22 protein-coding genes and 1 tRNA gene are annotated in these 23,689 nt (G+C 69.0%); 6 read left to right on the plus strand and 17 right to left on the minus strand.

Features of this window, described 5'->3' with window-relative positions:
• The 3 genes from RJQ01_RS01990 to RJQ01_RS02000 form a co-directional block, all read right to left on the minus strand.
• Nucleotides 1–732: hypothetical protein (locus RJQ01_RS01990; protein ID WP_350475031.1), on the minus strand; the 732-nt coding region annotated here is incomplete at its 3' end.
• Nucleotides 733–1,048: 316 nt separating this feature from the next.
• A tRNA-Thr gene (locus RJQ01_RS01995) sits at nt 1,049–1,124 on the minus strand.
• Between the two features lie 48 nt (nt 1,125–1,172).
• A complete protein-coding gene (locus RJQ01_RS02000; protein WP_350475032.1) occupies nt 1,173–2,105 on the minus strand; it encodes a DsbA family protein in 933 nt (310 codons plus the stop codon).
• Between the two features lie 225 nt (nt 2,106–2,330).
• Here RJQ01_RS02000 and RJQ01_RS02005 point away from each other — a divergent pair, with 225 nt between their 5' ends.
• Both RJQ01_RS02005 and RJQ01_RS02010 read left to right on the plus strand, forming a co-directional pair.
• Nucleotides 2,331–3,431, plus strand: a complete 1,101-nt coding sequence (locus tag RJQ01_RS02005; RefSeq protein WP_350475033.1) for an ABC transporter ATP-binding protein — start codon at nt 2,331–2,333, stop codon at nt 3,429–3,431.
• A 137-nt stretch (nt 3,432–3,568) separates the two neighbouring features.
• The gene (locus RJQ01_RS02010) at nt 3,569–4,882 is read left to right on the plus strand and encodes a DUF4032 domain-containing protein (protein ID WP_350475034.1); all 1,314 of its coding nucleotides are present in this window, start codon (nt 3,569–3,571) and stop codon (nt 4,880–4,882) included.
• Between the two features lie 9 nt (nt 4,883–4,891).
• Here the strand turns inward: RJQ01_RS02010 and RJQ01_RS02015 are convergent, their stop codons facing one another.
• From RJQ01_RS02015 to RJQ01_RS02035, 5 genes are all read right to left on the minus strand, one after another.
• Complete coding sequence (locus tag RJQ01_RS02015; RefSeq protein ID WP_350475035.1) at nt 4,892–6,298, minus strand: NAD(P)(+) transhydrogenase (Re/Si-specific) subunit beta; 1,407 nt, start codon at nt 6,296–6,298, stop codon at nt 4,892–4,894.
• Nucleotides 6,295–6,609: an NAD(P) transhydrogenase subunit alpha part 2 gene (locus RJQ01_RS02020; RefSeq protein WP_350475036.1), complete on the minus strand. Its 315-nt coding sequence runs from the start codon at nt 6,607–6,609 to the stop codon at nt 6,295–6,297. The genes RJQ01_RS02015 and RJQ01_RS02020 overlap by 4 nt, the downstream gene beginning before the upstream one ends.
• Nucleotides 6,609–7,760, minus strand: coding sequence for a Re/Si-specific NAD(P)(+) transhydrogenase subunit alpha (locus tag RJQ01_RS02025; RefSeq protein ID WP_350475037.1), 1,152 nt, complete (start codon nt 7,758–7,760; stop codon nt 6,609–6,611). The genes RJQ01_RS02020 and RJQ01_RS02025 overlap by 1 nt, the downstream gene beginning before the upstream one ends.
• Nucleotides 7,761–7,824: 64 nt before the next feature.
• Nucleotides 7,825–9,186, minus strand: coding sequence for a dihydrolipoamide acetyltransferase family protein (locus RJQ01_RS02030; protein ID WP_350475038.1), 1,362 nt, complete (start codon nt 9,184–9,186; stop codon nt 7,825–7,827).
• Nucleotides 9,186–11,375 (minus strand): alpha-ketoacid dehydrogenase subunit alpha/beta, encoded by a 2,190-nt coding sequence (locus RJQ01_RS02035; RefSeq protein ID WP_350475039.1) that lies wholly within the window; start codon nt 11,373–11,375, stop codon nt 9,186–9,188. Before RJQ01_RS02035 ends, RJQ01_RS02030 begins: the two co-directional genes overlap by 1 nt.
• A 195-nt stretch (nt 11,376–11,570) precedes the next feature.
• Between RJQ01_RS02035 and RJQ01_RS02040 the strand changes: the two genes are divergently transcribed.
• From RJQ01_RS02040 to RJQ01_RS02050, 3 genes are read left to right on the plus strand one after another with little or no spacing between them, the layout of a single operon-like run.
• Nucleotides 11,571–12,071, plus strand: a complete 501-nt coding sequence (locus tag RJQ01_RS02040; protein WP_350475040.1) for a VOC family protein — start codon at nt 11,571–11,573, stop codon at nt 12,069–12,071.
• Nucleotides 12,068–12,829: a GntR family transcriptional regulator gene (locus tag RJQ01_RS02045; RefSeq protein WP_350475041.1), complete on the plus strand. Its 762-nt coding sequence runs from the start codon at nt 12,068–12,070 to the stop codon at nt 12,827–12,829. Before RJQ01_RS02040 ends, RJQ01_RS02045 begins: the two co-directional genes overlap by 4 nt.
• Nucleotides 12,814–14,190, plus strand: a complete 1,377-nt coding sequence (locus tag RJQ01_RS02050; RefSeq protein WP_350475042.1) for an NADP-dependent succinic semialdehyde dehydrogenase — start codon at nt 12,814–12,816, stop codon at nt 14,188–14,190. Before RJQ01_RS02045 ends, RJQ01_RS02050 begins: the two co-directional genes overlap by 16 nt.
• A gap of 40 nt (nt 14,191–14,230) precedes the next feature.
• Here RJQ01_RS02050 and RJQ01_RS02055 read toward each other — a convergent pair whose 3' ends face one another.
• Nucleotides 14,231–14,938 carry a helix-turn-helix domain-containing protein gene (locus RJQ01_RS02055; RefSeq protein ID WP_350475043.1) on the minus strand — a complete coding sequence of 236 codons (708 nt, stop codon included), beginning with the start codon at nt 14,936–14,938 and terminating at the stop codon, nt 14,231–14,233.
• A gap of 93 nt (nt 14,939–15,031) precedes the next feature.
• Nucleotides 15,032–15,769, minus strand: coding sequence for a helix-turn-helix domain-containing protein (locus tag RJQ01_RS02060; protein ID WP_350475044.1), 738 nt, complete (start codon nt 15,767–15,769; stop codon nt 15,032–15,034).
• A gap of 159 nt (nt 15,770–15,928) precedes the next feature.
• Between RJQ01_RS02060 and RJQ01_RS02065 the strand changes: the two genes are divergently transcribed.
• Nucleotides 15,929–16,849: an NAD(P)-dependent oxidoreductase gene (locus RJQ01_RS02065; RefSeq protein WP_350475045.1), complete on the plus strand. Its 921-nt coding sequence runs from the start codon at nt 15,929–15,931 to the stop codon at nt 16,847–16,849.
• Here RJQ01_RS02065 and RJQ01_RS02070 read toward each other — a convergent pair.
• The 7 genes from RJQ01_RS02070 to RJQ01_RS02100 all read right to left on the minus strand — a co-directional run bounded on the left by RJQ01_RS02070 (nt 16,846) and on the right by RJQ01_RS02100 (nt 23,673).
• Entirely contained in the window at nt 16,846–17,868 is a 1,023-nt protein-coding gene (locus tag RJQ01_RS02070) for a ketopantoate reductase family protein (protein ID WP_350475046.1), read from the minus strand. The two genes, RJQ01_RS02065 and RJQ01_RS02070, sit on opposite strands and share 4 nt — an antisense overlap.
• Before the next feature lie 58 nt (nt 17,869–17,926).
• Nucleotides 17,927–18,352: a cupin domain-containing protein gene (locus RJQ01_RS02075; protein ID WP_350475047.1), complete on the minus strand. Its 426-nt coding sequence runs from the start codon at nt 18,350–18,352 to the stop codon at nt 17,927–17,929.
• Between the two features lie 84 nt (nt 18,353–18,436).
• Nucleotides 18,437–19,477, minus strand: coding sequence for a ketopantoate reductase family protein (locus RJQ01_RS02080; protein ID WP_350475048.1), 1,041 nt, complete (start codon nt 19,475–19,477; stop codon nt 18,437–18,439).
• Nucleotides 19,478–19,552: 75 nt separating this feature from the next.
• Nucleotides 19,553–20,542: a 23S rRNA (guanosine(2251)-2'-O)-methyltransferase RlmB gene (rlmB, locus tag RJQ01_RS02085; RefSeq protein WP_350475049.1), complete on the minus strand. Its 990-nt coding sequence runs from the start codon at nt 20,540–20,542 to the stop codon at nt 19,553–19,555.
• The gene (gene cysS, locus RJQ01_RS02090; RefSeq protein WP_350475050.1) at nt 20,535–21,941 is read right to left on the minus strand and encodes a cysteine--tRNA ligase; all 1,407 of its coding nucleotides are present in this window, start codon (nt 21,939–21,941) and stop codon (nt 20,535–20,537) included. Before cysS ends, rlmB begins: the two co-directional genes overlap by 8 nt.
• Before the next feature lie 24 nt (nt 21,942–21,965).
• Complete coding sequence (gene ispD / locus RJQ01_RS02095; RefSeq protein ID WP_350475051.1) at nt 21,966–23,132, minus strand: 2-C-methyl-D-erythritol 4-phosphate cytidylyltransferase; 1,167 nt, start codon at nt 23,130–23,132, stop codon at nt 21,966–21,968.
• A 58-nt stretch (nt 23,133–23,190) separates the two neighbouring features.
• Nucleotides 23,191–23,673 (minus strand): CarD family transcriptional regulator, encoded by a 483-nt coding sequence (locus RJQ01_RS02100; RefSeq protein WP_152582259.1) that lies wholly within the window; start codon nt 23,671–23,673, stop codon nt 23,191–23,193.
• Between the last annotated feature and the right edge of the window lie 16 nt (nt 23,674–23,689).

A 23,689-nucleotide genomic window follows, 5' to 3' on the forward strand; every position in this document is an offset into this window, starting at 1 on the left:
ACTGCGCTGCGACCCGATATGACCCCACGCACTCATCGGATCCGTGCTCGGATCCTCCGCCATCCAGAACAGACGCTGCTCCATGCACGAGTCGTACCGAATGTTCGCGAACGGCACCGGAGGAAGACAGTTCGCCACCCGAATCTGATTGAACCGCGCCGCGAACGTCGCCAGATCGGAGGAGGTTGTACCCGCGACACCGCCAGAGGACGTCGTGCCGGGCGCGCCGCCGGTGGATCCACCCACCGCAGCAGGGCAGGCGGGAGGCTCCGGAGCGGGCGGAGGCTTCGGTGCAGGCGGAGGCTCGCTCGAGCCCGACCCGCCCGACGAGCCGCCGGACGAAGAGCCGCCGTTCGACGATCCACCCGACGACGTGCCGCTGCCGCCGGTAGAGCCGTCCGACGAGCCGGAACTGGTCCCGCCCGATCCGGGCGACGTGCCGACAGCGACGGGCTTCTGCGCGGAGTGCTCGGTGTCGCTGTCGCGAGAATCGCTGTCGGCATCATCGACGCCGGCCTCGGGAGCGGCACGCTCCACCATCTCGAGGAGGCGGATGCTCGACTCGTCTGCCGTGCGTCGCGCGTCGATGCCGGAGATCACGGGCGAGCTGCTCGCCGCTCCCACCTGGCCGCCCACGATGCTCGCCACCTCGCCGCTCGTGCCCCCGAAAAACGGCACGGCGGCGAGCAGGAGGGTCGCAAGAGCGGTTGCCGCGGTCGCGGACTTGAGCATGTGAGGCTCCCCCCGAGCCAGGTCGGCTCGAACTTGTGGCTCGAACCAGCGGAGTGACGGCCCCCCGGCCGCACTGGTCACGGTAGGGTGCTCCGGCACTCCCCGACAAGCGTGTCTGTTCGCAAAACGACCAGATCACCCGCGAACTGGGGGCGTGTCCGGCGCCTCGCGCCCCCCGAGCGGGGCACACCGGGAGGGGTGAGCGCACGGCGCAGCGCAGGAGGGTGGAGAACAGTGGTGCCGGCTGCGGGCGTGGAGCACCGCTCCACGCTGAGGACAACTCGCGCACGGCGCCGCGCAGGAGGATGGAGAACAGTGGTGCCGGCTGCGGGACTTGAACCCGCAACCTTCCGATTACAAGTCGGGTGCGCTACCAGTTGCGCCAAGCCGGCGGGGGCGATCGCGGCGTGCGTCGCCGAATGAAGACTACCGTCGCGTCGCTACGGGGTCGGCGTGGGAGTCGGCGTGGGTGTGGGGTTGGTGGCGAACTCGGCTCCGGCTGCTTCGAGCACGAACTGGGAGAATTCGGACTCTTCGAAGGGGTACCGGAACTCGAACAGAACGCCGTTGACGAACACTGCCGGGGTGCCGGAGATACTGTCGACAGTCGTGCCGGCGATCGGCAGCGGACCGGCAAGCGCACGGTCGGTGGCGTCCCGCACCCAGTCGCGGAAGCGGAGATCCTGCACGCACTTCTCGACGGCGTTGAGCGTCACTGTGCTCGCATCCACCCCGGCCCCGGCTGCGAGCTCGACGAGTTGCTCGTCGGTGAGCCCCGGCGTGCCCTCCTCGGGCTGCTGTGCGAAGAGCGCCTCGTGGAAGTCGAGGTAGCGGTTCGGTGCGTAGTTGGCGACGCAGGCGGCAGCGTTCGCAGAGCGCAGGGAGTACCGCGTGCCCGCGGAGAGATTGGTGAGGGTCGAGAGGGGGTGGTACTCGACGGTTGCTGCACCCGACTCGATGAGGGTGCGGATGAGGTCGCCGTTCTCTTGGTCGAACTCCGCGCACCGTGGGCACAGGTAGTCGACGAAGATCTGAATCTCCACCACTCCGGCCGGGTTCGGTTCCGAGGGGATCGGTCTCGCCCCGGCGGGTCGAGACGGTGTCGCGACGGCCTCGAAGCCCTGACCGATCTTGATGCCATCGCTCGCCATGTTGAGGGGTCCACCGCTCTCCGGCCGCACAGAGTTCGTCAGTACCAGCGCGACGATCGCGATCGCGGCGAGCACGACGGCAGCGATGCTGCCCTGCACGATCCAGAGCGTGCGCCTCTCCTTCTTGCGCTGCGTCTCGCGCAGCGCGCGCGCTTTGTCGCGGGCCTCGGCGCGCCGCTCGCTCCGCGTCGGGGTGTGCGCGGGAGGGATGGCCTCGTTCATGCAACCTCGCTCACGGGGATGGGACGTTCTTCGCCGTCCGTCGTCGGCCGGCGCCGACGGGCGCCCCCACGATGGTACCCGCCGCTCCTGGCCCTCAACCCCCCCCCGCGCGAGGGTCATGACATACTGATCCATAGTGACCGAGGACGTTCCACCGCTCTTGGACACCATCCATTCACTACGGACCGTCCGGCACGTACCTGCCGGTGAAGGAGAAAGTTCACAATGGCAACCGTCACGTATGACAAGGCAACACGTCTCTACCCGGGTTCGGAAACCCCCGCAGTCGACGCTCTCGACCTCGACATCGCCGATGGCGAATTCCTCGTGCTCGTCGGCCCCTCCGGCTGCGGCAAGTCCACGTCGTTGCGCATGCTCGCCGGCCTGGAAGAGGTCAACGACGGCAGCATCTTCATCGGCGACCGCAACGTCACTGACCTGCCGCCGAAGGATCGCGATATCGCGATGGTGTTCCAGAACTACGCCCTGTACCCGCACATGACGGTGGCCGAGAACATGGGCTTCGCCCTGAAGATCGCCGGCGTGAACAAGGACGAGCGCGCCAACCGTGTTCTCGAGGCGGCGAAGCTGCTTGACCTCGAACCGTATCTCGACCGCAAGCCGAAGGCGCTCTCAGGCGGCCAGCGTCAGCGCGTCGCGATGGGCCGCGCCATCGTGCGCCAGCCCCAGGTGTTCCTCATGGACGAGCCGCTGTCGAACCTCGACGCGAAGCTGCGCGTGCAGACGCGTACTCAAATCGCGTCGCTGCAGCGCCGCCTCGGCGTCACGACCGTCTACGTCACGCACGACCAGACGGAGGCCCTCACGATGGGCGACCGCATCTGCGTGCTCAAGGACGGAGTTCTGCAGCAGGTGGGAACCCCCAGCGACCTGTACGAGACGCCCAACAACGTCTTCGTCGCAGGGTTCATCGGCTCTCCCGCGATGAACCTCTTCCCGGCCGCTGTGGCCGACGGCGGAGTGCAGTTCGGTACCGCGATCGCGCCCGTCTCGCGCGACGTGCTCTCGTCGACGAGCGAGAAGACGGTGACCGTCGGCGTGCGACCTGAAGACCTGGTTCTCAACACGAAGGGCGAGGGCCTCTCGGTGGAGATCGACCTCGTCGAGGAGCTCGGCGCTGACGGCTACCTGTACGGCCACATCGACGTCGAGGGTCAGCGCGTTGACATCGTCGCGCGTGTCGATGGACGCTCGCACCCGCACAGCGGCGAGACAGTCTTCCTCACGCCCGAGCCGAAGCACGTGCACGTGTTCGACACCGCGTCGGGCCAGCGCCTCAACAAGGAGCCCATCTCCGCCAACTAGGCGACGCGGCCGAAGCAGACGCTGAGGGCGGGTGGTGTCACACGGCACCCCCGCCCTCCGTGCGTTTGGCGCACCGAGCTGCCCGCGCTCCGCACCGCCCGCGAACCTCCGATGACTCCACCAGAGAGACCACCCCTGTGAGCGCATCCCTGTCGATCACCTCCGCCGTCACCGACCCGGGCCTGCTCGACCTGCCCTGGCATGAACCGCTCGATGTCTGGCCCGATGACGCGATCGCCACTCTGCCGAAGGGCATCTCTCGACACCTGGTGCGCTTCGTGCATCTGAGCGACTACGTCGTAGCGATCAAGGAGACCACTGAGGAGATGGCGCGGCGCGAGTACGAGGTGCTGCGCACCCTGCAACGCATGGACATTCCCTGCGTCGAGCCCGTGGCCGTCATCACTGGTCGTCTCGACAATGACGGCGAGCCGCTCATGCCCGTTCTCGTCACCCGGCACCTGCGCTTCTCCCTCCCGTATCGCGCGCTGTACTCGCAGACGCTGCGCACCGACACGGCGACACGACTCGTGGATGCTCTCGCCGTGCTCCTCGTGCGCCTTCACATCGCCGGCTTTTTCTGGGGCGACGTCTCGCTCTCCAACACTCTTTTCCGACGCGACGCGGGCTCCTTCGCCGCGTACCTGGTCGACGCCGAGACGGGGCAGCTCTACTCGGGTGGCCTCTCGAACGGTCAGCGGGAGAACGATCTGGAGATCGGCCGCGTCAACATCGCAGGCGAGCTGCTCGATCTGGAGGCCGGTGGGCGGCTCGATGAGAACATCGACCCGATCGAGACGAGCAACGGCATCATCGAGTCCTACCGTTCGCTGTGGAAGGAGCTCACGGGCTGGGAGTCGTTCGACAAGTCTGAGCGCTGGCGCATCAATCAGCGGGTTGAGCGCCTCAACGATCTCGGCTTCGACATCGAGGAGCTCGCCATCACGACGGATGGCGGGAGCACGGAGGTGCGCATCCAGCCGAAGGTCGTGGACGCGGGGCACCACACGAGGCGTCTGCTGCGCCTCACGGGCATCGATGCGGGAGAGAACCAGGCCAGGCGCCTGCTCAACGACCTCGATGCATACACCGCGTCTACCTACCCCGGCAGGAAGGTGGACGACGAGGTTGTCGCGCACGAGTGGCTCGCGCGCGTGTTCGAGCCCGTGGTGCGCGCGATTCCCAAAGAGCTGCGCGGCAAGCTCGAGGCGCCGGAGGTCTTCCACCAGCTGCTCGAGCATCGCTGGTACCTCTCGCAGAACGAGTCGCGCGCCATCCCGCTCGCCGAGGCCCTCAGCTCCTACATCGATTCGGTGCTGCGTCACCGTCGCGACGAGGCGACCGTCATCGCGCCCGCGACCGAGACCCTCAGCGTGCCACCGCTGGACACCGCCGCCGTCGACCTTCCCGACGACGACACCGTTGCGGGGTCGTGGCGCGACAAGGTGTGAGGCGGCCTCCTACAGTCGCTTGACGGCGCTGAGAACAGACGTGAGGGAGTCTTTCGCGTCGCCGAACAGCAGCGTCGTCTGGGGCTCGAAGAGCAGCTCGTTCTCGATACCGGCGAATCCGGGACGCATCGACCTCTTGAGGAAGACCACCTGACGGGCCGCAGCGACGTCGAGGATGGGCATCCCGTAGATCGGCGAGCCTGGGCTCGTCTTCGCCGCCGGGTTCACGACATCGTTGGCTCCGACGACGAGCGCCACATCCGCGGTCTTGAACTGGGGGTTGACCTCGCTCATCTCGGCGAGCACCTCGTAGGGAACGTTCGCCTCGGCGAGCAGCACGTTCATATGGCCGGGCATGCGTCCGGCGACAGGGTGAATGCCGAAGACGACCTCGATACCTTTGGCTTCGAGGGTCGAGGCCAGCTCTGCCATGGTGTGCTGCGCCTGCGCGACGGCGAGACCGTAGCCGGGCACGACGATGACGCGCTGCGCGTAGCCGAGGAGGATCGCCACATCCTCGGGCGTGGAGGACCGCACCGGGCGATCGCTCGCGACGGTGGATCCCGCCGTCGATCCGCCCGCGAACGCTCCGAACAGGATTCCCGCCACGCTGCGCCCCATCGCCTTCGCCATCTCGCGGGTGAGGATCGAGCCGGAGGCGCCGACGAGCGTGCCGGCCACGAGCAGCAGCGTGTTGCTGAGAACCAGGCCGGATGCGGCGACGGCGAGGCCCGTGCCCGCGTTCAGGAGGGAGATGACGATCGGCACGTCCGCCCCGCCGACGGGCAGCACGAGCAGCACGCCCAGGGTGAGGCCGACGATGAGGCCGACCACGGCGGCGACTCCCTTGATGCCCGCCATGCCGAGCGCGGCGAGCGCGGCGTCATCGAGCACGATGAGGGTGGCGACGACGAGGCCGAGCACCACGAGCAGCACGATGACGATCGCCTGCCCGGGGAAGATGATCGGCCGGGTGGGCATGAGCTCCTGCAGCTTGAGGAAGGTGATGATCGAGCCGGAGAAGGCGATCGACCCGACGAGAACGGTGAAGGCCACGGCGAGGAACGCCCCTACGGTATCGCTGTGCTCGAGCTCGAGCAGGGCGACGAGGGCCGCGGCACCGCCACCGACGCCGTTGAAGAGAGCCACGAGCTGCGGCATCTGCGTCATCTTGACCAGGCGGGACGCGGGCACGGCGATGATTGTGCCGACGGCGATGACGCCGAGGATGAGCGCGAGGTTGTCGAGCTCCGTCGAGAGGAACACGACGATCATCGCGAGGAGCGCGCCCAGCGCGCCGAGGAGGTTTCCCCGGCGGGCGGTCGCCGGCGAGCCGAGGCCCTTGAGCGCGAGGATGAAGCAGACGGCCGCGACGAGGTACAGGAGGGCCGTCCCTTCAGGGCTGAGGATGCTCATCTCTCCTCGCCCTTCGCCGCGGTCTCGGCGCTCGGACGGCGGCGGCCGAACATCTGCAGCATGCGGTCGGTGACGACGAATCCGCCGACCAGGTTGATGGTCGCCATCAGGACGGCGAGCAGTGCCACCACGAGCACGAAGGTGCTCTCCGCCTGCCCGGCGACGATGACCGCACCGACGAGGATGATGCCGTGGATGGCGTTCGCCCCCGACATGAGGGGCGTGTGCAACGTGCTCGAGACCTTCGACACCACTTCGAAGCCGACGAACACCGACAGCACGAAGAACGTGAGAAGCGTGATGGCGTCCATCAGCGCGCTCCCTTCTGGTCGGCAAGGGCGGTGGCGGTGGGCTCGTGCCGCACGACGCCCCCGTGCGTCACGCACGACGCGGCGATGATCTCGTCGTCGAAGTCCGGCGCGACGGAACCCTCGACGCTCATGAGCGCGATCACGTTGGCGATGTTCTGGGCGAGCAAGCGGGAGGCGTCGGAGGCCATGGTGGAGGGGGCGTCCTTCATGCCGACGATCGTGACGCTGCCGCCCGGCACGTCCACCGCGACGGTCTCGCCGGCGACGGCACCCTCGACGTTCCCTCCGGTCTCGGCGGCGAGGTCGACGACGACGGATCCAGCGGTCATGCCTTCCAGCATCGGCGACGTGATGAGCCGAGGTGCGGGGCGACCGGGGATCGCTGCCGTCGTCACGATGACGTCTGCGGCGGCGACATGCGGTGCGAGCAGCTCTCGCTGACGGTCGGCGCGATCGGCGGCGAGCTCTTTCGCGTAGCCGCCAGCCGCATCCGCGTTCTCCTCGAGATCGAGGGCGATGAACGTGCCGCCCATCGACCGCACCTCGTCGGCAGAGGCCGAGCGCACGTCGTAGGCAGAGACCTTGGCGCCGAGCCGTTTCGCCGTGGCGATCGCCTGCAGGCCCGCGACTCCCGCGCCGAGCACGAGAACCCGAGCCGGGGGGATCGTGCCGGCGGCTGTCATGTAGAGCGGGAAGAAACGAGGAAAGTGCAGGGCTGCCTCGAGCACGCAGCGGTAGCCGGCGATGAGGGACTGCGAGGTGAGGGCATCCATCGACTGAGCGCGCGAAATGCGCGGGATCAGCTCGAGCGAGAACGCGGTGATGCCGCGCTCGGCGAGGGCCGCGACGGCGGGCAGCTCGCTCGCCGGTGAGGCGAAGCCGATCGTGATCGTGCCAGGGGCCAGCGCACCGATCGTCGCGGGGTCCAGTGGCCGCACGTGGGCGAGCACATCCGCGGCGCCGAGGTCGACCTCGGCGACGACCTCCGCCCCCGCATCCCGGTAGGCCCCATCAGGATGCCCCGCCGCGAGGCCGGCCTCCTGCTCGACGACGACCGAGAATCCGGCGGCGGTGTACTGTGCGACCGTCGCCGGTGTGGCCGCGACGCGGCGCTCCCCGGGTATCGGTTCACGTCGGATGGCGATCTGCATCGATCGTGCTCCACTTCTCTGCGCGCGGTGGCGTGAGGGAACTGTACCGCGGCGACGAGCGAGATCAGGCGAGGATCGTGAGCGGGTGCTCGATGCGGGCGACGAAGGCGGCGAGCCAGCGCGCGGCGAGCGCGCCATCCCAGGCCCGGTGGTCCGCTGACAGGGTCACCGACATGACCGACCCGACCTCGAGCGCACCGTCGACGACGACCGGGCGCGTCGATGCCGCGCCGACGGCGAGGATGCCCGCCTGGGGTGGATTGATGATCGCGCTGAATGACTGCGTGCCGAACATCCCCAGGTTGGAGACGGCAAAGCTTCCGCCCTCCATCTCGTCGGGGCGCAACTTGCCGCCACGCCCGCGCTCGGCGAGATCGGCGATCTGCGCGCCGAGCGCGGAGACACTCAGCCCCTGCACGTCGCGCACGATCGGGACGACGAGGCCGTCGTCGAGCGAGACCGCGATGCCGATGTCGACCGAGGCGTGCTGGAGCATTCCGTCGTCGGTCCACGTGCGGTTCGCCTCGGGAACGTCCCGGAACGCGCCCGCGACCGCCTTGACGACGAGGTCGTTGACGCTCACCTTCACCGTGCCTGCCGCGTTGATCTCGGCTCGCATGGCGAGCAGGGCGTCCACCCGGCAGTCCGCCGTGAGGTAGAAGTGCGGCACCTGGTTCTTGCTCTCGGTGAGCCGGCGCGCGATCGTCTTGCGCATGCGGCTGTGCGGCACGAGCTCGGGCTCGGCGCCGGAGCCGCGCGGGGCGGCGGGCGCAGCCTGGGCAGAGTCGGCGGCGGGCGGCGCGCTCGAGGGCGGCGCTGCCGGGGCCGCGGTGCGCTCGCCCGTCAGCAGCGCCTCGATGTCGCGGCGCACGATGCGACCGTCGGGGCCGGAGCCCTGCACGGCGTCGAGCGAGAGGTCGTGCTCGCGTGCAAGGCGGCGCACGAGCGGGCTGATGAACCGGCGCCCCGCGGAGGGGTCGTCGGTGTCGCCGCGAGCGGGGGCGCTGGCGGCGCTGGGCGCATCCCCACCGGATGCCACGGCGGCTGATGCCGCTGTCGGAGCCGATGCGGAGGGTGTGGATGACTCCGCCGAGGGCGCGGCGGACGCCGGCTCGGGGGCGGAGGATGCGGAGGGCGCGGCGGCCGACTCGGCGGCGGGTGCGGAGGGCTGGCCTTCGACGGACTCGCCCTCTGTTCCGACGACGGCAATCGGGGCGCCCACGTCGATCGAATCGCCTTCGGCGACGAGAAGCTCGAGCACCGTGCCCGCCGTCTCCGCGGTGTACTCCACGACCGCCTTCTCTGTCTCGATCTCGGCAAAGGGCTGGCCGACCGCGATCTCGTCGCCCGCGGCGACAAGCCACTTCTGCACGGCCGCCTCGGTGACGTTCGCGAGCACCTCCGGCATGCGGATGGTCGTCGACATCAGACTGCCCCTCCCGCGTGGCGCCGCACTGTCTCGAGACCGGCGACGACCTCCTCCGTGCGCGCGATCGCCGCACGCTCGAGAACTCGTGAGATCGAGGGGGACGACTCGGCGCCCGTGACACGCTGCACGGGCTGATCGAGCCAGTCGAACAAGCGCCTCTGGATCTCGTCGGCGAGCCAGCCGCCGTACGAGGTGCCGACCGCTCCCTGCTCGACGATGAGCACAGCGTTGGTCTTCTTCACGCTCTTCTCGATCGTCTCCCAGTCGAGAGAGGCGCGGTCGAGCCAGCGCAGGTCGATGAGCTCAGCATCGACACCGGTCTGCTCGATCGCCTCGAGGCTGTGCTTCACCATGGAGAGGTAGCTGATCACCGTGACCTCCTCGCCCTCCCGGCGCACGGCGGCGGTGCCGGGCGGGATGATGTAGTCGAGGTCGCCCGCGATCATCTCGTCCTTCTCGCCGTACAGATCGACGTGCTCGATGACGAGCACCGGGTCTCCGAGCGCGAGCGCCGCGTTCATGAGGCCGACGTAGTCGGCCGCCGTCGAAGGCGCAACGATGCGCCAGCCGGGGCTCGTGACGAAGATGCCCGCAGGATCCATGAGGTGCTGCGAGCCGTAGCCCGACCCCATCGCGACCTTCGTACGCAGCACCAGGGGCACGGGGTTTTGGCCGCCGAACATGTGGCGCGCCTTGCCGATCTGGTTGAACACCTGGTCGGCGGCGACCCAGAGGAAGTCCGGATACATGAACTCGATGACAGGCACGAAGCGGCCGTCGAGGGCGAGACCGCCACCGAGGCCAGCGAAGGCGTTCTCACTGATCGGCGTGCCCAGAGTGCGCTCGGGGAACGCCGTCGCCAGACCCTTGGTCGCGCCGTTCGTTCCCCCCTTGAGGCGGTGCACGTCTTCTCCGAGCACGAGAATGCGCTCGTCCTGGCCCATGCGGTGCTCCATGACTCCCGAGACGGCGTCGACGAACTTCACCGATTCGCGGTCTCGGGTGTCGGTGAGCGGCTCGACAGTGCGGAGCTCCGACAACTCGCTCGCGTCTCCGCGCACTCCGACGTCGACGAAGTCGGGGTTGGGCCAGAGCTCGGGGCGGATGCGACGCTTGCCCTGCTTGTCGGGGTCGGCCTCGAGCAGGGGTTCGGTGGCCGCATCCATCGCCGCAAGCGCCTGCTCGCGCACCGACTGCACGCCCGCCTCGTCGATGTGCCCGAGCTTGATCATCTCGCGGGCGACACGCTCGAGGGGGTCGCGTTCCTTCCACTCGGCCTCCTCTTCCTTCGTGCGGTAGCCGAAGGCGCTGCCCGGGTAGGGGCCGTTCTGGTGGAAGAAGCGATAGACCTCAGCCTCAACGACCGCGGGGCCGCCTCCGCTGCGCATGACCTCGGCAGCCTGCTCCATCGCGAGATGCACGGCAAGAGGATCCATGCCATCGACCCGCCAGGAGGGGATTCCGAAGCCCATGCCGCGCACGGAGAGCCGGGTATCCGCCACGCTCTCCTCGATGCGGGTCGCCACCGCGTAGAAGTTGTTCTCGACGAAGAAGCAGACGGGCAGCTTCCACGCCGCCGCGAGGTTCATCGATTCGAGCACCGACCCGATCTGCGCGGCGCCGTCGCCGAAGTAGTTGATCGTGAGGTCGGTCGTACCGGAGTGCTTCTGGGCGTAGGCGTTGCCGGTCGCCATCGGAGCACCGCCTCCGACGATCGCGTTGGTGCCCAGAGCACCCGCCTCGAACCACTGCAGGTGCATCGAGCCGCCGCGGCCCGCGCAGAAGCCCTGGGCGAGGCCGAGGATCTCGGCGAGCGTGCGCTGCAGGACGCCCTGGAGGGTGTCGTCGACGAGGCTCGTGAGATCAAGCTTTCCCTGACTGACGTGCGTGATGGCCTTGGCGAGAAACTGGTGATGGCCGCGGTGCGAGCCGTTCACCGCGTCCGTCGTGCGCAGGCCCACGATCGACCCGACCGCGCCGCCCTCCTGCCCGATGCTGGAGTGCGCGGGGCCGTGCACAAGGCCCTCCCCAGCGAGTTCGAGCACCCGCTCCTCGAAAGCGCGGATGAGGTGCAGTTGCCCGAGCATGGTGGCGAGCAGGGCGGGGTCGGCATTCTTCCAGTCGGCCGCTGTCGTGGACAGCTCGACCCACGGTGCGGTCGATTCCAAACGTCGTTGTCTCGGCATGGCCGTTCCTTCGTCGATACGTGAGCCCGCCGAACTGCGACGGTCGGTGGTGCCACTGTAGACGGGATTGCATCCAATCACAAGAATTTTCCCGCCGAATCCTGGTCTTCACGCCGTTGTTCCAGGTATATTGCATCCACGACGAGCGTGCGCGACGAAGGGACGACGATGCGGGGACTACCGGGACTGCGGGGCATGGAGCACATCGGCTTCACCGTTCCCGACCTCGACGAGGCCGACGACTTCTTCGTCAACGTCATCGGGTGCGAGCGCGTTTACTCGCTCGGCCCCTACGTACGCGATGACGACTGGATGGCCACGAACCTCAACGTGCACCCGCGTACGACCATCCCGGAGCTGCGCTTCTACCGGTGCGGCCACGGTTCGAACTTCGAGATCTTCCAGTACGACGCAGCTGATGGGCAAGCGCAGCAGCCGCGCAACAGCGACATCGGCGGCCACCACCTGGCCTTCTACGTCGACGACTTCGACGCGGGCCTGCAGCATTTGCGCGACCACGGAGTGCGCGTCCTCGGCGAACCGACCGACAGCAGGAACGCGAGCGAAGGGCAGCGGTGGGTGTACTTCCTCAGCCCGTGGGGCATGCAACTGGAGCTCGTGAGCTACCCGAACGGCAAGGCGTACGAACGGGATGCGCCCGTACTGCTGTGGAACCCGAAGGATCCGGCGGCGTGAGCGAGTCGATAGCGGCTCCCCTCTTGCCACCCACAGCCAGTGTCGCGCCGCAGACCCGCGACGGCCATGCCAGCCTGCGCGTCGCACGAGGACTGCGCGAGGCGATCGTCGCGGGCGACTACCCTCCCGGCTCGCGCCTGCGACAGGAGGAGATCGCCGAGCGATTCGGGGCAAGCCGGGTCCCGGTGCGCGAAGCGCTCAAGGTGCTCGAGGCCGACGGGCTCATCACGCTCGTCGCCAACGCGGGCGCCTGGGTCTCCCAGCTCACCCTGGCCGAATGCGAGGAGGTCTATCAGACCCGCGAGCGCGTCGAGCCGCTCCTGCTGCGGCTCGCCGCCGACAGCATCACCGCCGAGACCCTCGACCAGTTGGACTCCCTCGCCGAGGGCATGGTCGACAACGACGACGTCGAGGAGTTCCTGCGCCTCGACCGCGCCTTCCACCTCACGATGTACGCCGGCGCCCGCACGCTCGTGCTCGGCGACCTCGTCGAGCGGCTGTGGAATTCCACTCAGCCTTACCGCCGCGCGTACACCCTCATGATTGACGCGCACAGCCAGCGCATCGTGCACGACGAGCACCACATGCTCGTCACCGCTCTGCGCGAGGGCGACATCGACAGCGCCGAGAGGATCCTCGAGGGGCACATTCGCCGCACGCGTCGTCGACTGGCCGCGCACCCGCAGCTCTTCGCCGACACCACGACAGACCGCCCGACGACACCACGACAGAAGGGGCCCTCATGGCCATCGCAGTGATCAACCCGACCACCGGCGCGACGGAGCGCACCCTCGAGCCGCACGACTCGGCTGAGATCGAGCGGCGTATCGCCGCGGCGCACGCCGCAGAGCAGGCCCTGCGCAGCGAGACCTACGCCCAGCGCGCCACGTGGATGCGCGCCGCCGCCGACGTTCTCGAGTCGGAGGCGGAGGAGGTTGCGGTCATGATCACGCGCGAGATGGGCAAGCCCATCGCGCAGTCCCGCGCGGAGGCGCACAAGTGCGTCAAGAACATGCGCTTCTACGCCGACAATGCGGAAGCCTTCCTCGCCGATGAGCCGCTCGGCGACCCGTCGAGCGTCGGCGCGAGCGCCGCCTGGGCGCGCTACGAGCCGCTCGGGGCCGTGCTCGCCGTGATGCCGTGGAACTACCCGCTCTGGCAGGTCATCCGTTTCGCTGCCCCCGCCCTCATGGCCGGCAACTCCGGCGTGCTCAAGCACGCCTCCAACGTGCCCGAGTCGGCGCTCTACCTCGACACGCTCTTCACCCGGGGCGGGTTCCCGGAGGGATCGTTCACGACGCTGCTCATCGGAGCCTCCGCCGTGGACGCCGTCATCGACGACCCGCGCATCACCGCCGTCACGCTCACCGGCTCCGAGCCGGCTGGCCGCTCGGTCGGCGCGCGGGCCGGTGGTCAGGTGAAGAAGGCCGTTCTCGAGCTCGGCGGTTCTGATCCGTTCATCGTCATGCCCTCCGCTGATCTCGAGAAGGCCGTCGAGACGGCGGTGACCGCGCGCATCAACAACAACGGCCAGTCCTGCATCGCGGGCAAGCGCTTCATCATCCACACCGAGGTGTACGACGCCTTCGTCGCGGGATTCACGGAGGCGATGGCGGCCCTGACGGTCGGCGACCCGATGGACGAGTCGGTGCAGGTAGGCCCCCTCGCGACGCGCAGCGGTCGCGACGAGATCGCCGAGCTTGTCGACGACGCCGTGGCTCAGGGCGCGACGCTCCTCACGGGCGGTTCGGCGCCCGAGCGCGACGGCTGGTTCTACCCCCCGACAGTGCTCGCGGACCTGCCGGAGACCGCCCGCCTCGTCATGGAGGAGGCTTTCGGGCCCGTCGCGACCGTCTACCGGGCGGAGAGCGCCGAGCACGCGGTCGAGATCGCCAACCAGACAACGTTCGGTCTGAGCTCGTCGGCCTGGACGACCGATGCGCTGGAGCAGGAGTACTTCCAGAGCGCCCTCGACGCCGGTGCGGTCTTCGTCAACGGCATGACGATCTCCTATCCCGAGCTGCCGTTCGGCGGCATCAAGGATTCGGGATTCGGGCGTGAGCTCGCCGCGGCCGGAATACGGGAGTTCTGCAACCTGAAGACGATCTGGAAGGCCTGAGCCCCAACGGTCGGCATCGGGCGCGGCCCGCTCCGACGGTCTAGAAGCCGTGGAGGTGGGTGGCGCTGCCGCCGGCCGCTGTGGGGAAGTCGGCCTCCGTGCCGTCGTCGAGCCGGTCGAGCACAAACCAGACCGCCTGCACCTCGGCCTCCTCGCTGTTCCAGAATCGATGCGGGATGCTCGAGTCGAACGCGATCGAATCCCCCACATCGAGCACCGAGCGGCCGAAGCCGACCTGCACATTGAGTCGACCGCGCACGATGATGCCGTACTCACGGCCGTCGTGGCGGATGAAGTCAGCAGGCGGTTCCGCGCCGGGGGCCGGGGCGTAGATCACCTCGATGAACTCGGCCTTGGTCTCCGGCTTCGCCGTGAGGCGCTCCCAGCGCGGCCCCGAGCTCATGCTGATCGTCGGCCGGTCAGCCGAGCGGAGCACGATCCCCGCCTCTTCGAGGGAGGTGTCGGGTGAGGTCGCCACGACATCGTCGGCGGGCAGCTCGGGGGGATCCTCACCGGGAGGGGGCGTCTCTTCGAAGAGGCTGTCCATCGAGATGCCAAGCTCGCTCACGACGTTGTAGAGCGCGCGCACGCTGAAGGAGGCGAGGCCGCGTTCGACCTGTGAGACGTGGCTCGCCGAGACCTGCACGCGGCGCGAGAGCTCGCGAACGCTCATGCGAGCGCTCTCGCGGGCCAGTCGGATGCGCTCCCCGACGACGGCCCACTCGGTCTCATTGTCGACGCGGCTCATGTCGTCCTCTCACTGCAGTGTGTACTCACCCAGTGTATGCATGGGACGGCGCGTGTGCACTAGAGCAGAACGATTTCCCGCAATACCCAGAAACTACGCGCCCCGCGCATCGGGTCGCATGGCCTTCATCTCTCGCAGCACGTCGACGGCCGACGTGATCGAGCGGGAGTTCTCGCTCTCTTCGCCATGCCCGAGATCGGCGAGGGTCTGGTAAGCCATCTCGCGCCGCCCGATCACGAACCAGATGCCGCGAGCGGGCGCATCCGTCTGGTTCGTGTACAGATGCGGACGGTTCGCATCGAAGCAGAAGGAGTCGCCCGGGGCGAGCTCGTACGTCTCGAAATCGATGCGCAGGGTCAGGCGTCCCTCGAGGATCACCCCGTACTCCAGCGCGGCGTGGCGCATCATCTTGCCCTCGACGGACGAGGAGCCCGACGGGGCGTAGGTCACGATGAGCGGGTCGGCGACGGCGGAGTCTCCCACCGCGAGACGCTCCCACGTGACGCCGTTCTCCATCTCGATCACCGGGTTGTCCTCGCGGCGCTGCACGACGGAGTCGCTGCGTCGGCCCTCACTCGTCGACGAGTCACCCGGGCGGGAGTCGAGCCCCAGCGGGCTCGCGGCCGCGGTCGGGTGCCCCAGCAGGCCGTCGAGAGAGACGCCCAGGTAGTTGACGAGCGCGTACAGCGTGCTCACGGAGGGATGCGTCTTGCCCGTCTCGACCTGCGACAAGAGGCTCGCGGAGACCCCGACGGCCCCCGCGACAGCTCGCAGACTCAGCTTGCGCTCCTCGCGCGCCCGGCGCAGTTCCTGACCGATGTCGAGCTGCATGGCTTCCCCTTCGCGAGTCACTCGGCGCCCGTGCACCTCCGCTGAGCCGAGCACTCGTCGTCGAGCGGGGAGCACAGCGGTTGAGAACAAGAGTGTTTAGCACTACTGTACAAGCAAGTGGCGAGATCGCGCTCATTCTACGCGAGCAAAGGAAACATCATGAACGCAACGCGCCCCCACGTCGGGTTCCTCGGCCTCGGAGCGATGGGCATGGGCATGGTCTCCCGCCTGCTTGACGAGGGCTACCAGGTGACAGCGTGGAACCGGTCGCCCGGCCCGCTCGAGGCTCTCGCGGACCGAGACGCGGTGCGGCCCGCCACGGCGCCCCTCGAGGTCTTCGCCGCCGCCGAGGTGGTGCACTCGATCCTCAGCGACGATGACGTGGTGCTCGGGCTCTTCAGCGAGGAAATGCTGGCGCAGGTGCCCTCCGGGCGCACCCACGTGAACCATGCCACGATCAGTCCTGGCGCCGCCGACGAGCTGGCCTCGCGGCACGCCCGCCACGGTGTCGGCTACGTGACCGCCCCCGTGCTGGGTCGCTCGACCGTCGCGGCCACGGGCGCCCTGCTCGTCGTCGCCTCCGGCGACGCCGCCGCTGTGGACGCGGGCATGCCCTCGATGGCCTCCCTGGGCTCACGGGTCTGGAATCTCGGCGATGACCCGCGACGAGCGAGCATCGTGAAGATCTCGGTCAACTACTCGATCATCCAGGCGCTCCAGTCGATCACCGAGTCCGTGGTGCTGGCGGAGAGCGCCGGCATCGACCCGTCGACCTTCGTGGAGATCCTCACGCACACGGCATTCAGCGGTTCCGCCCACCGCGGCTACGGGCCGATCATCGCCGAGAAGCGCTACGAGCCGGTGGGCTTCGCCATGGCACTCGGTCTCAAAGACCTCGCTCTCGCCGAGTCAGCGGCGCGCGAATCGGGTGTCGAGCTGCCGCTGGCACCGGTGCTCGCGCAACTCTTCACCGCGGCGCTGGCCGACCCTGACCTCCGCGACCTGGACTGGTCCGCGGTCGCGGAGGTGACCAGGCGCCGCACTATGGGCGGAGACGCCGCCGCCCCGCGCACCGGCTAGCTGCCGGCGAGCAGCAGCTCGAGGTTGTCAGCACCAGCCCGGCGCGCCCCTGACTCGATCTGACGGGCGAGACGCTCGACGCGCGCGTTGCACGGCGCCGAGCCGCCGAGCCGCTCCTGCTCGCGGACGACGAAGCCGTTGAGCTCCTCGACCTCGCCCCGCCGCCCCTTGCGCCAGTCCTGCAGGACGGTGGTAAGCGTCGTCGGCATCGTGTAGTCGCGCAGCACCTTGTCGAGCAGGATGACCGCGTAGTCGTCCGGCTCGGCGATGTCGCGCTCCGTCATCCCGAAGATCGGCATGAGCCGGCCTCCTGATGCCAGGCAGGCGCGCACCGCCTCGTGAGCGGTCTTCTCCATGAACTCGCGCATGCCGGGCATGCGCACGGCCTCGCCGAGCGGCAGATCGAGAATCGCAGAGGGCACGAGCTCAGCAGCGTTGGCGACGAGCTTCATCCATTTCGAGGAGCGGATGTCGTCGGAGATCTCGACAGTGCCCGCGGCCCTGAGGATGCTCGCCGCCTCCTCCTCGCGGCCCCGGGTCGAGTCGTCCAGAGCACCGAGCGCGAACCAGGAGTGGGCGCGCGAGCTCTGACGATCCACGATCCCGGGCTCGAACATGTTCGCCGTGATCTCGATGACCGCGCCCAGGGTGCGGTGGGCACCCAGGATGCCCGCCATCTCCTCGGCCATCATGCCGTTCTGGAGGCCGATAGCGAGGCCGTCCGGCGCCAGGAGCGGCGCGATCAGCTCGCTGGCCCACCGCGTGTCGTACGCCTTGACGACGATGAACACGATGTCGAACGGCTCGCGCATCTCGGCCACCTCGCACAGGTGGTGCACCGTGACCGGTGTCGTGTGCGACTCGTCGGGCATCTCGACGTGGATGCCCCTCGCGCGCATCGCGTCCACGTGGGCCGGCCACTGCTCGATGAAGGTCACGTCATGGCCTGCCCGCACGAGGTCGGCACCGATACCGGCGCCGTTCGCGCCCGTGCCGAGCACGGCGACGCGCGCGGTCACGACCCCGTGCCGCGGCCGTCGACAGTGTTCAGGTGCGACTGCGAGTCGCGCAGCGTGTTCAGTGGGGCGCCCACGGCGTAGTAGCGATGTCGGGCACGCGGTAGGTGTCGTAGCCGTGCTGAGGGCGGGGCGGGGGCGAGTAGATGTCACTCCAGACGGCCGCCGCATCGCCGATCGACTGCCAGGAGTGCGGCACGCCGAGAGGAATGACCCCGTAGTCACCCGCGACGAGGTGCACCGTGGCCTCGGGGGTCACGAGGAGCACCTCGCCCTCGACGAGGTGGAACGACTCCTCGAACGAGTGCACGTGGGTCGGGATCGACCCGCCGACCTCGAGGCGGGACACACCGAAATCAGTGTGGGCGGCGCCGTCGTCGAAGCCCACCGCGCACCAGCGCGTGAAGCCGTGCGAGTCGGGGGCGAGCGCGCCGGCATCCCGGTAGTCGGCGTCGGCGGCCGTGCGCACGACGAAACGATCCGTCATCGTTGACTCCTCATCCTCCATCAGCGTGAGCGGACGGTCCGTTCAGCGCAGATGAACAGAGTCAAGGGGATCGCGGCGCTCCTGTCAAGCCGCGTAGAGGGCCGCGATGAGGTGCGGAGCGTTCTCGGGCGAGGGCACCAGCTCACCGCGCTCGACGCGCTCTGCCAGTCTCAGCACTGCCTCATTCACCGGCGTGCGCACTCCGGCGCCCGCGCTCGCCGCGACGACGTACCCGCTGAAGGCGTCGAGCTCGGCTCGGCGACCCTTCTCCCAGTCCTGCAGCACGGCAACCCGGGTGTCGGGCCTCGAGAAGTGCGAGAGCACGCGGTCGAGCAGGTCGAGCGAGTACTGGTCCGAGTTGGGCACGTCCTCGGCCGCGATGCCGAGGCTGGGCAGCATGGTGACGCCGAGGTCGATCGCCAGGGCGTAGGCCTCTCGGGACATCGCATCCATCACCGGCCGGATGCCCGGCATGTGCGCCGCCTCGAGGAGCGGTACTCCCAGCAGGCCGGAGGGCAGCATCTCCGGGATGTTGGCGATGAGCTTCATCCACTTCGCCGACCGGATGTCGGCGGTCACCTCCGTTACCGCCGCGTGCTCCAGGACGGCGGCGACCTGATCGAGCGACTCGGTGGGGGTGCCATCGAGGGTGCCGACCGAGAACCAGGTCTCCGCAGGAGTGACCTGCCGGGTGATGACACCCGGCTCGCGCATATTCGCGGCGATGCCGAGCACGCACCCGATCGTGCGGTCGGCCCCCACGATCTGCGCGCAGTCGTCGATCGTCATGCCGTTCTGGAGCCCCACGAGAACCGAGCGGGGACCCATGAGGGGTCGCATGAGCTCGGCGACCCAGCGGGTGTCGTAGCTCTTGACGGCGGTGAGCACGATGTCGAACGGCTCTCGCAGCTCGGCGACCTGGCACAGGTGCAGGGCGCGCACGGGCGTGACCTGGGTCTCGGAGCTCAGGTGGACGGTGAGCCCGCTCTCGTTCATGGCGTCGACGTGGTCGGGCCACTGGTCGATGAGGGTCGTGTCCACCCCCGCCCGCACGAGATCCGCGGCGACGGACCCGCCGACCGCTCCCGTGCCGACCACGGCGATCCTCAGGTCATCGAGCTTCATCGCGCACTCCTTCACCGTTCACTAGGGATGAACGATGCGATCGTACACGCACCCGTGGGCGGGTGGAGAGAACACCTATCCTGCGGAGCGCTTCCGGGCGACCTCGTAGAGCGTGACGCTCGCGGCGATACCCGCGTTGAGCGACTCCGTCGCCGCGGAGATCGGGATCGACACGATCGCGTCGCAGGTCTCGCTGACGATCCGCGAGATCCCCTTCCCCTCGCTGCCGACCACGATGACGATCGGCTGATCGGCCAGCTCGAGCTGCGGCAGCGAGATGTCGCCGTCGCCGTCGAGCCCGAGCACAAAGAGCCCCTCGGCCTTGAGGGCCTTGAGCGTCTGCGTGAGGTTCGGTGCCATCGCGACGGGCGTGCGCGCCGCGGCGCCCGCCGACGTCTTCCAGGCCGCCGCCGTCACTCCCGCGGATCGACGTTGCGGCACGATGACGCCGTGCCCTCCGAACGCGGCCGTCGAGCGGATGATCGCGCCGAGGTTGCGCGGGTCGGTCACGCCGTCCAGGGCGACGATGAGCGGCACCTCCCCGCGATCGCTCGCGCGCGAGACGAGGTCGAGCGCGTGCGCGTACTCGTACGCCGGCACCGAGATGGCGATGCCCTGGTTGACGGAGTTCTCGCCCGTCATGCGATCGAGCTCGGGCCGCATGATCTCGAGCACGGCGATGCCGCGCTTGGTGGCGAGAGCCAACGACTCCTTCACCCGATCGTCCATGTCGATGCGGGAGGCGAGGTAGAGAGTCGTCGCGGGAACCTTCGCCCGCAACGCCTCGAGCACGGAGTTGCGCCCGCTCACGATCTCCGCCGCGTCGCCGCCCTTCGCGGGCCGCCGCTTCTGCCGCTGCCCTCCCCCGTCTCCGCCGCCGGAGCGCGACTTCGCCGCGGCGAGGCGCTCCTGCGCCGCCTTGCGCTTGCCGGCCGGGTGCCACGAGCGGTCCTCCGCCTTCGGGGTCGGCCCCCGGCCCTCGAGAGCTTGGCGGCCCTGACCGCCCGACCCGACGGTCGCGCCCTTCTTGCCCTTGCGTGCGCCGGGGCGCTGCGGCTTAGCCATCGATACTCCAGTCTGTTGCCGTCGGTGTGTCCTCGAGCACGATCCCCGCTGCCGCGAGGTCGTCACGAATGCGATCGGCGGTCGCCCAGTCCCGTGACTCGCGGGCCGCGCGCCGTTCCGCGATGAGACGATCGACGAGGATGCTCAGCGCGCGTCGCGCGGGATCCGCATCGTCGGTGACGCGGTCGTCGGGAGCGTCGAGCCCGAGAACCGAGACCATGGCCTGGACGGCTGCCGCGGCGGACGCGACCGCCGCGACGTCGTCCGCATCGAGCGCGGCGTTGCCCGAGCGCACGGTCTCGTGCAGCACGGCGAGCGCCTGCGGCACCGCGAGGTCGTCGTCGAGCGCCGCGGCGAACTCGTCGGGCACCGTGAGCGGAGCATCCGCGAACCGGGTGCCGGCCACGCGGCGCGCGGCGCGCGCGAGAAACGACTCGATGCGGTCGAGAGCAGCCTCGGCCTCGTCGAGCACGCCGTCGTGGTAGTCGATGGTCGAGCGGTAGTGTGCCGAGCCGAGCCAGTAACGTACGACCGCTGGCCGTGCCGTCGCGAGCAGGTCGCGGGCGAGCACCGAGTTGCCAAGCGACTTCGACATCTTCTGCCCGCCGATGGTCACGAGCCCGTTGTGCACCCAGTGCCGTGCGAAGGCGTGCCCCGCGGCCGAGGATTGCGCGAGCTCGTTCTCGTGGTGCGGGAATCTCAGGTCGAGTCCGCCGCCGTGAATGTCGAACTCCTCGCCCAGGTAGCGGGCGGCCATCGCGGAGCACTCGATGTGCCAGCCGGGGCGCCCCGCGCCCCACGGCGACTGCCAGTGGGCGCTCGGAGGCTCGGTCGCCTTGGCGCCCTTCCAGAGCGCGAAGTCGCGCGGGTCGCGCTTGGCGCGCGCGGGCGCATCCCCCGCGTGCTCCATATCATCGGGTCTCTGCCGGGTGAGCTCTCCGTAGCGCGGCCAGCTGCGCACGTCGAAATACACGTCGCCGCTGCCGTCGTCAGCCGCGTAGGCGTGCCCGGACTCGATGAGGCGCGCGATGAGGGCATGCATGTGCGCGATGCTCGCCGTCGCCCTGGGCTCGTAGGTGGGTGCGAGCAGGCCCAGAGCGCGGTACGCCGCGGTGAACTCGAGCTCGACCCGGTAGGCCAGCGCGTACCACTCCTCTCCCGCGGAGGCGTCGAGAATCTTGTCGTCGATGTCGGTGACGTTCCGGATGAACGTCACCTGCAGCCCGCGGTGGGTGAACCAGCGCCGCCAGAGGTCGTAGACGAGCGCGCTGCGTACGTGGCCGATGTGGGGCGACGACTGCACCGTCGGCCCGCACACGTAGATGCCGACCCGGCCCGGCACCCGCGGTGCGAAGTCGACGACGGCCTGGTGCAGGCTGTCGTACAGGCGGATGCTCACGCGCACAGCCTAACGGCGGTGCGGTCAGGAGGCGCTGGACAGCAGCGCTGTAGCCACCGCCGTCAACCCTTCGGCGCGTCCGGTGAAGCCGAGCCCGTCGGAGGTGGTCGCCGCGACGCTGACGGGGGCACCGAGTATGCGGGAGAGGAGCGCCTCCACCTCGTGCCGCCGGGCGGCGAACCGCGGCCGTGCCGCGATCACCTGAACGGCGACGTTGACGATGTCGAACCCAGCGTCGCGCACGAGCTCGAGTGTGGCGGAGAGGAAGATGTCACCCCGGGCATCCGCGAATCGCGGGTCGTCGACGCCGAAGCGGGAGCCGATGTCTCCCAGCCCGGCCGCCGACAGCAGGGCGTCGCACACGGCGTGCGCGATCGCGTCGCCATCGCTGTGACCGGCGAGACCCGCTTCGTCCGGCCAGTAGAGGCCCCCGAGCCACAGCGGCTGCGCGTCATCGTAAGCGTGCACGTCGACGCCGATGCCGGTGCGGATGGCCGGTCGCGCCCGCGCGAGCAGCAGCTCGGCCCGCCGCAGGTCCCACGGCGTGGTCACCTTGAAGGCAGCGTCGTCGCCCGCGACGGTGACGACGGGATGCCCGGCCGCCGCGTACACGGAGGCGTCGTCGGTGTGCCCGGGTGTCGCGATCATCGTCGCGGCGCGATAGGCCTCGAGGGGAAAGCCCTGCGGGGTCTGGATGGTGGCAAGCTCGGAGCGGTCGACCTGGTCGCGCACGCGGCCGTCCGGGCTCGTGCGCGCGATCGTGTCGATGACCGGGAGTGCCGGGATGACGCCGACCCCGTCGGCGCGCACGCGGGCGATGACCCGCTCGAAGACGTCGACGGGCGTGAGCGCGCGGGCCGCGTCGTGGATCAGCACCACATCGACCCCGTCGGGCACCGCGGCGACGCCGGCGGCGACGGATTCCTGACGAGTGGCTCCCCCGACGACGATCGTGACGTGGTCGGACGCATACCCGGCAACCCGTCGCGCGATGCGGTCGGCCTCATCATGGTGGGTTCGGGGAGCCACCACAATAAGGTGGACGGGCTCGGCGAGGGTGAAGATGCGCTCAAGGGCATGCTCAAGGAGACTGCGGCCGGCGAGCGGCACGAAGGCCTTCGGTTCTGCGTGACCCAGCCTGCTGCCGCTGCCGGCGGCGACGACGACGACGGCAAGGGAGGGCGCGCTCATGCGACCGAGCGTATCCGACGCCGGTGTTGCGCCGGCTTTGTCGGGTGAGCACGAGGGCTCAGGAGGCGAGAACCTCGTCGAGGGTGCTCGAAGCCTTCTCCTCGTCGGTCTTCTCGGCAAGGGCCAGCTCCGAGATGAGGATCTGGCGCGCCTTCGCGAGCATGCGCTTCTCGCCAGCGCTGAGGCCACGGTCCTGATCGCGGCGCCACAGGTCGCGCACGACTTCGGAGACCTTGATCACGTCGCCGGAGGCGAGCTTCTCAAGGTTGGCCTTGTACCGGCGCGACCAGTTGGTCGGCTCTTCAGTGAAGGGAGCCCGCAGTACCTCAAAGACCTTGTCGAGGCCGTCTTGGCCGATGACATCGCGCACGCCCACGAGGTCGACGTTCTCCGCCGGCACCTCGATGGTCAGGTCACCCTGCGTGACGTTGAGCTTGAGGTAGAGCTTCTCTTCACCCCTGATGGTTCGGTTCTTTACTTCGATGATCGTCGCCGCCCCGTGGTGGGGGTACACGACCGTCTCGCCGACCTGAAAAATCATGGATGGTGGTCCTTCC

It is taken from the genome of Microcella sp. (genome assembly GCF_040286215.1).
Taxonomy (GTDB): Bacteria; Actinomycetota; Actinomycetes; order Actinomycetales; family Microbacteriaceae; genus Microcella.